13 protein-coding genes and 1 pseudogene are annotated in these 13,033 nt (G+C 47.5%); 7 read left to right on the plus strand and 7 right to left on the minus strand.

Annotated features, from left to right (window positions below):
* The first annotated feature begins 138 nt into the window (after positions 1-138).
* Entirely contained in the window at positions 139-1,107 is a 969-nt protein-coding gene (locus H6H02_RS13380; protein WP_190818389.1) for a hypothetical protein, read from the plus strand.
* A 24-nt stretch (positions 1,108-1,131) separates the two neighbouring features.
* Positions 1,132-1,773 (plus strand): ThiF family adenylyltransferase, encoded by a 642-nt coding sequence (locus H6H02_RS13385; RefSeq protein ID WP_190818391.1) that lies wholly within the window; start codon positions 1,132-1,134, stop codon positions 1,771-1,773.
* A gap of 68 nt (positions 1,774-1,841) precedes the next feature.
* Here the strand turns inward: H6H02_RS13385 and H6H02_RS13390 are convergent, their stop codons facing one another.
* Positions 1,842-2,078 carry a hypothetical protein gene (locus H6H02_RS13390; protein ID WP_190818393.1) on the minus strand — a complete coding sequence of 79 codons (237 nt, stop codon included), beginning with the start codon at positions 2,076-2,078 and terminating at the stop codon, positions 1,842-1,844.
* A gap of 174 nt (positions 2,079-2,252) precedes the next feature.
* The gene (locus tag H6H02_RS13395) at positions 2,253-3,059 is read right to left on the minus strand and encodes a DUF1206 domain-containing protein (RefSeq protein WP_190818590.1); all 807 of its coding nucleotides are present in this window, start codon (positions 3,057-3,059) and stop codon (positions 2,253-2,255) included.
* A gap of 229 nt (positions 3,060-3,288) precedes the next feature.
* Between H6H02_RS13395 and H6H02_RS13400 the strand changes: the two are divergent.
* A pseudogene (locus H6H02_RS13400) lies at positions 3,289-3,429 on the plus strand (DNA-binding response regulator); the annotation flags it as partial.
* 104 nt (positions 3,430-3,533) lie between these two features.
* Here the strand turns inward: H6H02_RS13400 and H6H02_RS13405 are convergent.
* Together H6H02_RS13405 and H6H02_RS13410 are read right to left on the minus strand one after the other, a co-directional pair.
* Positions 3,534-3,893 (minus strand): hypothetical protein, encoded by a 360-nt coding sequence (locus H6H02_RS13405; RefSeq protein ID WP_190818395.1) that lies wholly within the window; start codon positions 3,891-3,893, stop codon positions 3,534-3,536.
* 133 nt (positions 3,894-4,026) lie between these two features.
* Positions 4,027-5,154 carry a saccharopine dehydrogenase NADP-binding domain-containing protein gene (locus H6H02_RS13410; RefSeq protein ID WP_190818403.1) on the minus strand — a complete coding sequence of 376 codons (1,128 nt, stop codon included), beginning with the start codon at positions 5,152-5,154 and terminating at the stop codon, positions 4,027-4,029.
* A 433-nt stretch (positions 5,155-5,587) separates the two neighbouring features.
* On the opposite strand from H6H02_RS13410, the gene H6H02_RS13415 reads away from it, so the two are divergent.
* Complete coding sequence (locus H6H02_RS13415) at positions 5,588-8,116, plus strand: GAF domain-containing protein (protein ID WP_190818410.1); 2,529 nt, start codon at positions 5,588-5,590, stop codon at positions 8,114-8,116.
* Between the two features lie 47 nt (positions 8,117-8,163).
* Here H6H02_RS13415 and crtO read toward each other — a convergent pair whose 3' ends face one another.
* A complete protein-coding gene (crtO, locus tag H6H02_RS13420) occupies positions 8,164-9,858 on the minus strand; it encodes a beta-carotene ketolase CrtO (RefSeq protein WP_190818593.1) in 1,695 nt (564 codons plus the stop codon).
* Between the two features lie 101 nt (positions 9,859-9,959).
* Between crtO and H6H02_RS26875 the strand changes: the two genes are divergently transcribed.
* A complete protein-coding gene (locus H6H02_RS26875; RefSeq protein ID WP_206757279.1) occupies positions 9,960-10,124 on the plus strand; it encodes a hypothetical protein in 165 nt (54 codons plus the stop codon).
* Positions 10,125-10,251: 127 nt separating this feature from the next.
* The gene (locus tag H6H02_RS13425) at positions 10,252-10,572 is read left to right on the plus strand and encodes an STAS domain-containing protein (RefSeq protein WP_190818412.1); all 321 of its coding nucleotides are present in this window, start codon (positions 10,252-10,254) and stop codon (positions 10,570-10,572) included.
* 63 nt (positions 10,573-10,635) lie between these two features.
* On the opposite strand, the gene H6H02_RS13430 is transcribed toward H6H02_RS13425, so the two are convergent.
* Positions 10,636-11,775, minus strand: coding sequence for a SpoIIE family protein phosphatase (locus H6H02_RS13430; protein ID WP_190818414.1), 1,140 nt, complete (start codon positions 11,773-11,775; stop codon positions 10,636-10,638).
* A gap of 489 nt (positions 11,776-12,264) precedes the next feature.
* On the opposite strand from H6H02_RS13430, the gene H6H02_RS13435 reads away from it, so the two are divergent.
* Positions 12,265-12,699: an ATP-binding protein gene (locus tag H6H02_RS13435; RefSeq protein ID WP_190818416.1), complete on the plus strand. Its 435-nt coding sequence runs from the start codon at positions 12,265-12,267 to the stop codon at positions 12,697-12,699.
* 164 nt (positions 12,700-12,863) lie between these two features.
* On the opposite strand, the gene H6H02_RS13440 is transcribed toward H6H02_RS13435, so the two are convergent.
* Positions 12,864-13,025 carry a hypothetical protein gene (locus H6H02_RS13440; RefSeq protein ID WP_190818417.1) on the minus strand — a complete coding sequence of 54 codons (162 nt, stop codon included), beginning with the start codon at positions 13,023-13,025 and terminating at the stop codon, positions 12,864-12,866.
* Positions 13,026-13,033 lie beyond the last annotated feature (8 nt).

The following is a 13,033-nucleotide window of genomic DNA, read 5'->3' on the forward strand; positions in this document are numbered from 1 at the left end:
CATCCTTAGAATGTTGGTTTCGCTATTGTACCGCTACGCGAAGCAAGCTACAACCCAACCTATAGGTTCCTGAAGTTACTGCCATTAATATTAACCAGAAAATTTAGCTAAGCCAAACATCATAATCAAGGCAATATCATGACAGATATTCGCAACCTCCTTAACCAAATTGCTGCACAGGAAGTGCAATTGCGCGATACTAAATTTCTCGCACCGTGCGTGGGTGGGGGAAAAGTACGCGCGTCTGTAGCGGGGATGGTTTACACGTTTAAACCGCAGCCACAAGACTTTGAAGGATGGGGCATTTTTCAGCCGATAAATGAGAAAAAGGCTGAGATGGTAGAGGAAGCAAACTTGCCGCAGGTGGCGGAATATCTGCGACTGTTGAAGCCGTTGCGCTTGCGTCTGGCTTATGTTTTGCAAGGACAGACGTGGCTGGCGTACCCTGTCAATGAATCTGATATGCAGCAGCGCTTGGGTGTTGCTAAGCCGGTGCCGGTGTATTTAGTTACCGAGGGGGCAGCATTTGAGCCTGCGATCGCGCGTTGGGATGGCAGCGCTTGGTGGTTTGATGAACTGGATCGACGTGCCGATCCCCTGGTGGCGGAACAACTTAGAGAACAATTGAGGAATGGGACGGAAACAGAAAATCTTCGTTTTGCGGGGATGACGCCAGAGATGCGTACCGTCTATGACTTGGCGTTGCAGCAGACAGAAGAATATCAACGTAGAAGACAGCAACAACTTGAGGAAGAACGCTTGCGCCAGCGGCGACGGGATACAAGACGCCAGCAGCAGGCACAGCGCCCATACAGACACTATCAAGAGGCAAGGCAAGATCCGTATCGGCGGGCGATGTCAGGTGATGAAAGGCGCGTGCGCGATGCCTTGGGGATGGGTGGTGGCGAACTCGAAGATGTGCGCGATCGCGGTGACTTTTGGCAAGTGGAGTGGATGACTCGCAGCGGTGAACGTCACATCTCTGCCATTGACAAGCGCGATCTGACAGTAATAAGTTCTGGCATTTGCCTAAGCGGACGCGATCGCGATTTTGACTTGCAATCCCTCGTTGGCGTAATCGAAGCGAGAGATACCTGGGACTTTTGAATTAGTTATTAGCCATTAGCAAAAATGTCTATCTTTTTTCACGAACAACTCCACAGAACATCTGCACTGATGGCGAAGCTGAAAGACTTCCCAGTGACGGTGTGCGGTGCGGGGGCGCTGGGGGCAAATATTACCGAAAATCTGGCGCGTTCTGGCTTCGGTAAGCTGGTGGTTATTGATCGCGATCGCATTGAGGAACGCAATCTCTCCACCCAGCCTTATTACCGCTCAGATGTTGGCGCTTACAAAGCTAAAATTCTTACTAATACTCTTTACCGCGCCTTGGGTGTTGCCGTTGATGGGCGTCCAAAAGAATTAACATCAGCAAACGCCGCCCAATTGCTCAGCGGTAGTACGCTTGTTATTGATACTTTTGATAACAGCACCAGCCGTCAAGCTGTAAAAGATTATTGCACGGCGGCAAATATTCCTTGCCTGCATGTTGGCTTAGCTTCCGATTATGCCGAGATAATCTGGAATGAAATTTACCGCGTTCCTTCACCTGTAAACGATGACGTTTGCGACTACCCGTTAGCGCGGAATCTAGTAATGTTGGCTGTTGCCATAGCGAGTGAAGTAATTATTAATTTTGTCGCCACTGGTAATCCGGAAAGTTTTACAGTGACATTAGGAGATTTTGCTGTCAAACCATTTGATAAATTTTAAATAGTGATTTTCACAGCTCAATTCTTGCACTTATTTAAGAAGTGGCAGAAAAAGCATGAAGCCCAGCATTAATTTCTGTTAATCAGAGAAAGTGCAGCCTTTCTAATGCGGTGCGTTACTAACTTTTCAGCTCCCAAAGCGATTAGGAAACCACCGCCCAGACAAGCCGCTTTTGAGAGATCCCCACTTTCAAGAACAAATCCAGAAATTGCTGCCACCACTCCTAAAACTACATATAACTGAAGTAGCCAAAATGGTTGAAGTTTTAGATCCTTCAGTAACAACTCATCATGCTTGTTCAGCATAGCTTTTACAAATACCTGAATTTCCGAAAATACCTAATATTAATATTAAGTTTGATTAATCGCTTAATAAAATAACCCCACCCCGTCATCGCCTACGACTCCGGCTCCGGTACCCCTCTCCGCTTGCGGGGAGGGGCTGGGGGTGGGGTTCCGGGTTCTGAGGAATTATATTTACTACCTCGCCGCAAAATGGCGGTATCGAGCTTCTACAAAATTATAAATCCCATAAGCGACTAAACCAAGCGCCACAGTTCCTAACAACCAAGGGCCAAAAGGTTGTTGTGCCAGCGCTGCTAGCGCCCCACCTAGCCCTTGAACTTGGTTAGCGTCAGACTGACGCCCCGCTTGAAGCAGAAATAAGCCAGTAATGGAAAAGACAACACCACGGGCAGCAATCCCAAACCTGCCAGCAAAAGTCGCCCATTTTTCCTCTTTTTCGCTCATCTGGTTAACTTTCCACTTTTTGCGGAATTTGGCTTTGTAGGCTCTATAAAATTGATAGAAGCCCATGCCAACGATTCCGGCTCCCACAAGCCCAACCAGGAATTGACCGAAGGGCTGCGCTAACAAGCGTGCTGTCCAATCTTGTGAAGAATTACTATTGCCGCCGCCTCCCGAACCCAGGATCAGCTTAATCGCACTCCAAGCTAAACCAGCATAGATTAAGCCGCTGCCAACCGCTCCCAGGCGTGATGCAAGCCCTTTGGCATCGGTGCCTTTATTTTCCGGATCGGCGATCGCTTCCACAAAACGCCACAACACGTAACCAATCAAACCCAAAGCAACGATTGCCAGCAAGAATTTCCCGAAAGGCTGTGTCACAATCGTCACCAGCGCACCCTCTGTATCGGTGGTTCTGCCGCCTGCACCAAATGCCGCCTGCGCTGCCAGCACTCCCACCGTAGCGTAAACGACTCCTCGCGCCCCAAAACCCAAACGTGCCAGTCTTTCCACCCATGTAGATGCATCTTCTGGTGTCATCGGTTGGTTTGGTCTAGTCTGCATTTTGATGTCTTCTGCGTGAGAGCAGGTAAATTGTGGTTTGCTACCAATTTTGTAGCAATATTTACTTCTATCTACATCTACCAAAGTGCTGAAAATACTGTTGTAGAGGCGGAGTTCCCTTGCCATTCCCTTGCTCCTACACAGTGCTACCTTGCTGATGTGACATTAGGGCTGATATGTAACAAATGGAGGGAAAAAGGGGATTATGCGGGTTCTCCTAGTTGAAGATGAGCCAGATTTAGGGGCGGCAATTAAGCGATCGCTAAGTCAAGAAGCGTATGTGGTTGGCTGGGTTGTGGATGGCACTCAGGCATGGGAGTTTTTAGAAACCCAGTGGAAGCAATTCTAGGGGGACGAAGTTTGTAGGTTGGGTTTCGTTCCTCAATCCAACCTACAACTAGACTGACTACAACTAACAATCCCGTAGCGTTAGAATGCTAAAGATTGGATTTAGTCGTTGCCTGTCACTTTTTGAATCAAGTCTTGTGCTTTTTCTATTAAATTAGAGTCGTTATTGTTTTCTTTGGAATTGAGTACAGTCTTTTCGTTTGCCTTTTCGCTATAGTCAAAGGGTTCATTGGGGGTTGCTGATTTTTGCTGCTTATCCTCTTCAAGAAAGCCTGTTGCTTCGCTATATTGATAGGCGCGGTCAACTCGGTCGTCCGATGTCAGCTTATCTCTTGAATGTAACACTGCATAACTAGGCTGTGCGGCGATGAATAAACTTGCCACACTGATTAAAGTCATCAAACTTAAAACAAAGATGTTTTTATGGAGTTTTTGTTTTAAAGTCACTAAAATCTGTTGCATGGAAATTCCCTCCCAATTGCTTTTTGTGAAAATTGATGATGTGCGAGTATGACTACTAACACAATTTATTAAGTACGAAATGAATCGTACTTATCTAGTTACATCTATGCCGTCTACCGCAGGATACATTCGTTTATTTCTTTAGCCATTCATGATGAATTTTCAGTCCTCGGCTCTGCATAGTTTGTTCAAATAAATCGGTAGAAAGTGCCTGTTCTACAGGCCAGACGCCTGGTTTTTTGAGTTTGCCTGCTAGTAATAACTCGGCAAGCGTGCCGGTGCCATAACCAGCTGCCACGGCTGTATTTTCATGCACTAAAGTTGAGCAATAACTTGCTGGTTGACCATCTTTATGACCGTTGACTTCAGACCGAATTGCTACACCGATGCCAGTGAAGCGATCGCTAACATCTGTCATTCGGTGGCTGACGCGAGCTAAAAATTCGATGACTTTTGGATTGTTGAGCCAGCTAGAGGGCCACCAGTGGGCAACGCTCCAAGTTAGATAATTGTAAAAATCGGGAACTGTACCAAATTTGGTGATGACGGTTTTAACAGGAAAAGTGTCGGGTAGCGTGAAGGCTTCTGGCATATCAAACCAGTAAACGCCGATACGACCATAGGGAGCGGGAAATTCAATGGTTTCGCGATCGCTATACGGCTTGATTATCTGCCACTGACTATTTATCCAAGCTTTAAAAGGGCTTTGTAGCCCTAAAAATGTTGTTCGCATCACCGTAATGCCAGCGCCACCCGACCCCGATACTAGATAGCTCAGATGAATGCGTTCTGTCTCATCTAGTTGCTCGACGCCCTGGCGTACCATGCTATTAGAAATACCGGGGAAAATACCCGTATTAATAATTGCCGTAACTCCAGCAGCAGCAGCTTCGTCCCGGAAATCCAATGCTTTGCGAGTAAAAGATGGGTGATCGCTGACATCCAGGTAGTTGACACCCGCTTCTATACAGGTTTTTAGCACTTGGGCATCTCGGTAGTGAAATGGCCCCGCACAGTGGATTACCAGATCGGAAGAGGCGATCGCATCCCTTAACGCTTCTCGATCCGCTAAATCTAAAGCCTGGAATTGCACTTGCGATCCCAGCTTTTCACTGACCAACGTTGGCAAGGTTGTAACATCGTGCGCCCCGATTGGTTTTCTGCCGGTAACGGTAATTTGCGCCTGTGTGTGAGCGACGATATCCGCTGCCACACTGCTACCAATCCGTCCGCTTCCTCCCAGAATTAAAACCCGTGTCATTAATCAATTTGTTAACGCTGTCTTCAGTTCATCAGGTTTGCCTGCTTCTCTCCATCGGTACCAAGGCAGACTTTTCCTGAGTAGTACAGACAAGTTTTATCGAAAGCTGCAAAGATGAATTTTTCGAGCGGCTGACCTACAGCAGATGACTTTCACACCCAGCTCTGGTGAGTCGCCTCTACCCGAAAAATTCACTTTCCTTCATTATACTTAAGAAAGATACATAAAAAAACCTTCTATGATATACAAACAAATACCCATAAAGCTAGTGTCAATCCTTCATAAATAGAAGGAAAATAAAATCTCTTTATCAATTGCTAATAACTCTTTAATTTAAAAGCAACTATTAGGTTGGCATCGTCTGAGTTGCGAATGAAGGGAGTAATTAGCTGGATTTGGTATAACTTCTCAATGGAAGTGCCCAGTGGTGAAAATGGAAATTTTCGAGCAGCAGATTGAGGCTACCTTACGACGCCGGAAAGAGCTTTGGAGACGAACTGAGGAATTTCCCACCCAAGACAAGCCACTGCTGGTGGAAAGCTGGAAAGAACACGACAAAACTCTAGAACAATTGCAGGTAGCCTTAGAGGAACTGCGATCGCAGAATGAAGAGCTAATCGCCAGCCATCAGACGTTGGAAATACAGCGACAGCGCTACCAAGATTTATTCAATCTGGCCCCAGATGGGTACTTAGTGACGAATTCTGATGCCGTGATTCTAGAAGCTAACCAAGCGGCAGCGAACTTGCTGAAGATTTCGCAGGAACACTTGCTGGGCAAACCGTTAGTTATTTTTGTGACGGGTAAAGCTCTGGGAAACTTTTATACAAACTTAAGCCAATTCCTCGAAACTGACCAAGTAAGCAGATGGGAGGTTGAGATTCAGCCTCGGCAGAGTACGCACTTTCCTGCCGCCTTTAGAGTTAGAGCAGTGCGCGACTCAAGTGGGCAGGTGGTAGAACTGCATTGGTTGTTACAAGATATCACCGAGCGCAAGCAGCAAGAAGTTGCTTTTGGAAGCGATCGCCATCTTCTAGAAACCCAGGTACTAGAAACCCAGATTGAACAACGAACCGCTGAACTTCGGGAAACCAACGAGCAACTCAAACAGGAGATTGCTAAACGTCAACGGGCTGAAAAAGCGCTGTGGCAGCGGGCGGAAGGGGAATGGGCGATCCGGGTGATTACCGAACACATCCGCCAGTCGCTCAACCTAGAGGAAATTCTCAACACGACGGTGGCAGAAATTCGCCAAGTTCTAGGGAGCGATCGCGTACTGATTTTCCGCATAGAGCCGAATGGTGATGGCGTCGTGGTGGCTGAATCAGTGGATGCAGATTGGTTCTCGTTCTTAGGCAATACCGTACCCTCGCCCCTGTTTAGAGAATGTATGCCCCTCTATCGACAGGGGAACGCCAGAGTGATTGATGAGATTCAACAAGTAGGGTTTCCCGTAGATATCACTGAGTTTTTCCATTCGTCGCAAGTCAAAGCTGCCTTAGGCGTTCCCATCATGCATGGCGATCGCTTTTGGGGGTTGCTCGCGGCTCATCAATGTTCGGCACCCCGTCAGTGGGAACCGCTGGAGATCGATCTGCTCAAGCAATTGGCAATCCAGGTATCTATTGGCATTCAGCAATCGGAACTGTATCGGCAAGTGCAGCAACTGAATACGAACTTGGAGCGCCAGGTACGCGATCGCACTGCCCAATTGCAACAAGCGCTCGACTTTGAAGCGCTGCTCAAACGCATCACCGACGATGTCCGCGATCGCCTCGACGAAAACCAGATTTTACAAATTGCCGTCTGGGAATTAGGCGTCGGGTTGAATATTGATGGCTGCGATACAGGTTTGTACGATACCGACCATACCACGTCTACCATCAAGTACGAATACAACTTAGGAATCCCTTCCTTCCAGGGGCAGGTGGTGCAGATGGCAGACTTCCGGGAGGGTTATTCTCAGCTACTGCAAGGTGAATATTTCCAATTTTGTCAACGGGTGCCCGATAGTCGCGGTGCGCTGACCAGACTCGCTTGCCCGATTGTTGATGACCAAGGGGTATTAGGAGATTTGTGGTTATTTAAGCCGCAGCAAGAAGCCTTCAGCGAGTTAGAAATTCGACTGGTGCAACAGGTCGCGAATCAGTGCGCGATCGCCCTTCGGCAAGCCCGACTTTATCAAGCATCGCGATCGCAAGTCGAGGAACTGGAAAAACTCAATCGCCTCAAAGATGACTTTCTCAATACCGTTCCCCACGAGTTACGCACACCAGTCTCTAACATGAAAATGGCGATTCAGATGTTGTCTATTGCCCTGAATCGTGACTATGCCTTATTTGCCGAGATGGGCAAGCCGAGGGAACAACAAAGCAAAGTCGCTCGCTACTTTCAGATTTTGCAGAACGAGTGCGAACGAGAAATTCGCCTGATTGATGACCTGCTGGATTTACAAAAACTCTATGCAGGCGCTCACCCTTTATTACTGAGTGCGATTCAGCTCCAGGAATGGCTGCCGCCCATTGTAGAACCTTTTCAAGAGCGAGCCAGAAACCACCAGCAAACCTTGCTCCTTGACCTCCCTGCCGACCTCCCTCGCTTCATCTGCGACCCCACGACGCTAGGCAGGATTTTGAGCGAGTTACTAGACAACGCCTGCAAGTACACCCCCGCATCAGAAACGATCGCATTCAAAGTCCAGAGTCAGCCAGGGAGCGTTCAGTTTAGCGTCAGCAATTCCGGCGTGGAGATTCCGGAACGCGAACTTCCGCATATCTTTGACAAGTTTTACCGCATTCCCAGTAATGACCCGTGGAAACAAGGAGGAACCGGATTAGGGTTGACGATCGTGAAACGATTAATTGCCCATTTGAAAGGGACTCTGCGAGTGGAAAGTAAGGATCGTCAGACCTGCTTTATCCTCGATTTACCGAGCGATCGCTCAGCTCAAATTATCTCCTAATCCTTCCATTCGTACGGGCACGGGCAATGCCGTGCCCCGATTTATCGCTACGAAATTTTAAACACAGACTCAACCGTAGATTTGAGAGAATTTCCCGCATCCTTCAGCTTTTGGGCAATTGGCTGCTGAGTATGCAGGAACACACGAGCGCAGTTGCGTCCCGGCATCCCGGAAATAGAACCGCCTGGATGAGTACCCGCACCGCTGAGAAATAACCCTTCAATCGGAGTTTTGTAGTTCGCCAATTCCGGCAACGGACGGAAAAAGACCATTTGGTCGAGGGTCATATCAACGTGGTAGTAGTTCCCCTTATAAGCACCCAAGCGATCGCCGAGTTCCGCTGGACTTTCCACGGCACGAGCGATAATGGAGTGCTTGAGATTCGGTGAATAGTCGGCTAGCTTATCTAACACGCGGTCTGCGACTTTGTTTTTCAGTTCATCTGTCCAACCAGTGCCATGCAAACCCGTACCCTCTGCACCGGCAATCTGATAAGGCGCGAAAAACTCGATCCAGAGCGTATGCTTACCTTCTGGAGCCATCGACGGATCGAGTACCGTGGGTACGACCACATACATTGAGGGATCGGCATCGGGAATGTTGCCGATAGAAGCCTCGCTGTGAGCAATTTCCACATGGCGCACCGAGTCAGCAATCAAAACTGAGCCAATCAGGTACTCATCCTGGTGGTTGTGGTGTTCAAAGCGCAAAGGCTCTGATAGGGCGCAATCGATCTTGAGAATCGTTTCGTTGTTGTTGACAATTCTGCGCTCTAAGCGCTCCCTTAAATTCGGGTCGGCTGAATCAACATCGCTCTCATCCATGTGGCGTAGGAACAAGCGCTTGGCATCAATGTTGGAGATCACGCCAGTTTTAGCGCGGTATTCGGTGCCACCTGCCACCCGCACGCCTACCGCACGACCGTCATCAATTAATACTTTTTCAACGGTCTGGTCGCACAGGACAACACCGCCTTTACTTTTCACCAACTTCAGCAAGGCATCAACCAGTGCGCCGCTACCACCTTTAGGTCGCGCCATTCCGGGGTCATGGCGCATCGCCATCATAATTGAACCGACAGAAATGGTTTTTTGGGACGGAGGTGCGCCAAGTTCTGCGGAGAGTCGAGCCAAGGGCGCTTTCAGAAACTCGGAATCAAACCACTCGTTTAGGATATCTTCCGGGCTGGTGAGCATGGTACGAATCAGATCCAACGTCTTATTTGGCCCACCCAAGACGGAGAATAAATCTTGCAGCTTTTTGAGGTCGTAATTGCCAGCAATGTCAATAACAGATTTTGGCGGTGCGTTGAACACCGGGATCATTGCACCCAGTACGCGCTGCCAGTACTCGGTATATTCGGCATATTTTTTGGCATCTCTGGGGCTATAACGTGCAATCTCTGCACAAGTTTTTTCAACGGATTTGTGACCTAAAAAGTATTTGCCATCCGGATGGGGACAAAACGCGACTGGGTCGCAATATAAATATTCCAAGCCATATTTAGTGAGTTCTAACTCTTCGACGACCGGCCCTAAGTGAATGAACTCGTGGTCAATCGAGCAGAGGTTGAACTTAAAACCCGGAGCCTCTTTCGGTAAGATTTCTTCAGTTGTTGCACCGCCGCCTGGAATGGAACGCTTTTCTAGTAACAGAACGCTATAGCCTGCTTTGAGCAGATATGCGGCACAGACAAGTCCGTTGTGACCGGCACCAATAATGACAACATCGTACTCTTGCATGGACAATACTCTCAGACCCGTGTATATCCCCGATTCTAAGAAAGTTAAGAACTTTAAAGTGTCTATCACTCGAAGGATATCCTTCGCCCGCCCCAGCCAGCTTGACACGCCAGGAAACGGCTTTAGGACTGTTGGTGGAAGATGCAGGGCGAGTAATTAGGGTTCAGCCGCTAAGGGCATGGCATCACCCGGAGGGACCTAGGGCAAGTGAGGGGATCGTGAGAGGCGGGAAGAGGTGCGATCGCGTTAGCGAAGCGAGGAGTTAGCCTCGTGCTGAAAGAGTCAGTTCGCTGATTTTCTTCGTTAACGGCGGCTAAACTCTAGCCCAATGCCATTCTCGCAGTTATACTGGCTAGGTCTACATCGTCTTGGAACGGGTCAGCACTACAGAATATGAATCCTGTTGTCAAAATTGTTCAACCCTCTGGCATTTTAGACGGTATGAAGGCAACTCAGTTTCGTCAAGAAATTAGCGATATTGTCGAAAACGGAGGCAATATAGTGTTAATTGACTTTAAGGACGTTACCTTTATGGATAGTTCTGGGTTGGGGGCGCTAGTGCTTGCACTCAAAACTGTTCGCGCCGCTGGTGGTAAACTCTTTATTTGCTCGATTAATGAGCAAGTAAGAATGCTGTTTGAACTGACCAGTATGGATCGCGTCTTTGAAATCTTCCCCAATCGAGAAGAATTTAATAACGCGATTAGTCCATAGCTAATGGCTAATCGCTAATCGCTAATCGTCATTCACAATTAGCAATTAGCAATTAGCACTTGCCTAATCAAAGTTGATTTGCAGCAACGACAAATCATCGTCAAAATAGTCGTCTGGGTTTCTATCTTGAACAGAATTCACTATCTGGTCTAGATTGTTCTGGCTATTCTTCGGAAATTCGGCAAGCAGATTGATGAACGCATCAAGACCCCAAATCGTGCCGTCCGGTTGGTTAATCTCATAGATTCCATCACTGAAAATGTAGAGGATACTGGATTTTTCCACCTCGCAGCTATCATCGATAAATTCAGCATCAGGGAACATCCCAACCGGCAAACCTGGGGTTTTCAGGCGTTTGACCTGGGTGATTAAATTCGAGGTTCTGGAGACTAAAACTGCTGGTGGATGCCCAGCACTAGCGTAAACTAGGGTGCGCTTAACTCGGTTATAGACACCGTACCAGATGGTGAAATATTTATCATTTCGGTCAGTCATCTGGAAGGTTTCATTTAACGCCTTGAGGACATCGCTAGGCTCATAGTAATTAATTTTAGGAAGGGCTTGGCTTTTGAGTAGGTTCATGACCGAAAGAGACGGTAAAGCAGCCCGCAATCCATGTCCGGCGACATCCAATAGATAAATAGCTAAATGATCTGGATCTAGCCAGTAATAATCAAAGCCATCCCCTCCTAACTGGCGGGAAGGAACAAAGCGCGAATTGATAGTTACAGGAGGCGAGGTCAACGGAGAAGGGAGGATGGAACAGACATACTCGGCTGCTTCGGCTAATTCCGCCTCCAGTAGCAGTTTTTGGTGCTGCAAGTCGTGGCTGAGTTGGTGCTGCCTTAAGCCTGCCCGCACTCGCGCCTTCAACTCATACATATCGATGGGCTTGCACAAAAAATCATCTGCCCCGGCATCCAGCCCTTTCACCCGATCCTCAACGGAACCCATTGATGTCAGCAAAATAAAGAAGGTCGTTGAAAGTTCTGGCGTTGCCTTGACCTGACTGCACACGTCCAGCCCGTTCATGCGCGGCATGATCCAATCGCAAATCACCAGTGCGGGTCGTAAGTCTCGCGCTAGGGTCAACCCGGCTTCGCCATCGCTAGCGACGGTTAACTCATAACCCTCGGTTTTTAGCGTTCTTTTCAGCAATAGCTGAATCGCAGGGTCATCATCAATAATCAGAACTTGAAGCATGAGATAGAGGGACTACAGGTCGCTTAAAATAGAAGGCAGTTAAAACTGAAGGATGACACCTGAGGCAAGTGTGAAGATCGCTAAACTTCACCGAAAATATGAACATTCATAAACAAGTATAGTCATCGGTTGCTCGAAGTTCTCCAGACTTTCCACCCGTTACTGACTCGCATTATGATGATCAACATTGCTACTGCTTTTCAAAAATGCTCCTGTAGATATTTTGAGATCCGTCATTACCAAATCTAGCAAGCGCTACGCCCAAAGCCATGAACTCTATTTCAGTCTAAGCACTTCCGACTTCTTCCCTCATACCACGCATTCATGAGGTTAATCAGAAAGTAGTACGCTGCCCATTAACCAAAAAATTCCTCGCGATCGCAATAATTATCTATAGGCTAGACTGCATTCTCTCTGATTTGTGCCGGTGTTTAATCCCAAGCTTTAATCCAAAGCTTCAGTGTCGTTGATTAAAAAGGCTTTGAACAGTTGAAACTCATCAAAAAAATCTCTGTACAAGTTTCCAGCGACCTCAAGGCGTTAGACGGTCTTTTGTCATGGTTTGAAAATCTAAATCAACCAGATATTCCTAAAAAAGTTTGGCTACAGTGCCAATTAGCTCTAGCAGAAGGATTTACGAACGCGGTTCGTCATGCCCACAAAGGCAAAACTTCCGAGGTTCCTATTGATATTGAAGTTAACTTGTTTTCGGAATGTTTAGAAATCCGAATTTGGGATCAAGGGCCGCCTTTTGATTTAGAAGCCCGCCTCCAAAAACCAGAGGAGATCAGTAAAAATGCTACAGGGGGGCGGGGTATCGCCATTTTACAAAAAATTGCAGACTATTTGAGTTATACCCGCACTGACAAGCGGAATTGTTTGTTAGTTGTGAAACATTATTCTAATTTATTAGCGCTCGATTGAATTTCACCCAGAGATAAGGAGAAGTTTAATTTCTAATAAGATTTTAATCTTCAAAACTGGAGGAAGAAAAGAGATTTATAGACCGAGAAGGCTGTAGGATCGAGGGTTAAGAGGCTAGGAGTTGGCTGAAGGACGGACTTCTTAGCGTCTGGAGTCCAACGTCTTCAGGAAAACGGTTTTTGGGTTGATGAGCGCCTACCGGCTGAAATAACCATACAACAGAGCAAGCAAGGGGAAGGGTGCGAGTAGCGATCGCGCTCATACACTTGGCGATCGCACAATCCTAGCACTGCTGACAAACCTACCCTACGGGAAGCCAATGCCATTTTACGTT

Origin of the sequence: Coleofasciculus sp. FACHB-1120 (genome assembly GCF_014698845.1) — a bacterium.
GTDB lineage: Bacteria > Cyanobacteriota > Cyanobacteriia > Cyanobacteriales > FACHB-T130 > FACHB-T130.

Bases quoted from the DNA above. Each gene is read 5' to 3' on its own strand.
- H6H02_RS13385 (WP_190818391.1), top strand. From the start codon at position 1,132: ATGTCTATCTTTTTTCACGAACAACTCCACAGAACATCTGCACTGATG.
- H6H02_RS13380 (WP_190818389.1), top strand. From the start codon at position 139: ATGACAGATATTCGCAACCTCCTTAACCAAATTGCTGCACAGGAAGTG.
- H6H02_RS13395 (WP_190818590.1), bottom strand. From the start codon at position 3,059: ATGACACCAGAAGATGCATCTACATGGGTGGAAAGACTGGCACGTTTG.
- H6H02_RS13440 (WP_190818417.1), bottom strand. From the start codon at position 13,025: ATGGCATTGGCTTCCCGTAGGGTAGGTTTGTCAGCAGTGCTAGGATTG.
- crtO (WP_190818593.1), bottom strand. From the start codon at position 9,858: ATGCAAGAGTACGATGTTGTCATTATTGGTGCCGGTCACAACGGACTT.
- H6H02_RS13415 (WP_190818410.1), top strand. From the start codon at position 5,588: ATGGAAATTTTCGAGCAGCAGATTGAGGCTACCTTACGACGCCGGAAA.
- H6H02_RS13430 (WP_190818414.1), bottom strand. From the start codon at position 11,775: ATGCTTCAAGTTCTGATTATTGATGATGACCCTGCGATTCAGCTATTG.
- H6H02_RS13425 (WP_190818412.1), top strand. From the start codon at position 10,252: ATGAATCCTGTTGTCAAAATTGTTCAACCCTCTGGCATTTTAGACGGT.
- H6H02_RS13410 (WP_190818403.1), bottom strand. From the start codon at position 5,154: ATGACACGGGTTTTAATTCTGGGAGGAAGCGGACGGATTGGTAGCAGT.
- H6H02_RS13390 (WP_190818393.1), bottom strand. From the start codon at position 2,078: ATGCTGAACAAGCATGATGAGTTGTTACTGAAGGATCTAAAACTTCAA.
- H6H02_RS13405 (WP_190818395.1), bottom strand. From the start codon at position 3,893: ATGCAACAGATTTTAGTGACTTTAAAACAAAAACTCCATAAAAACATC.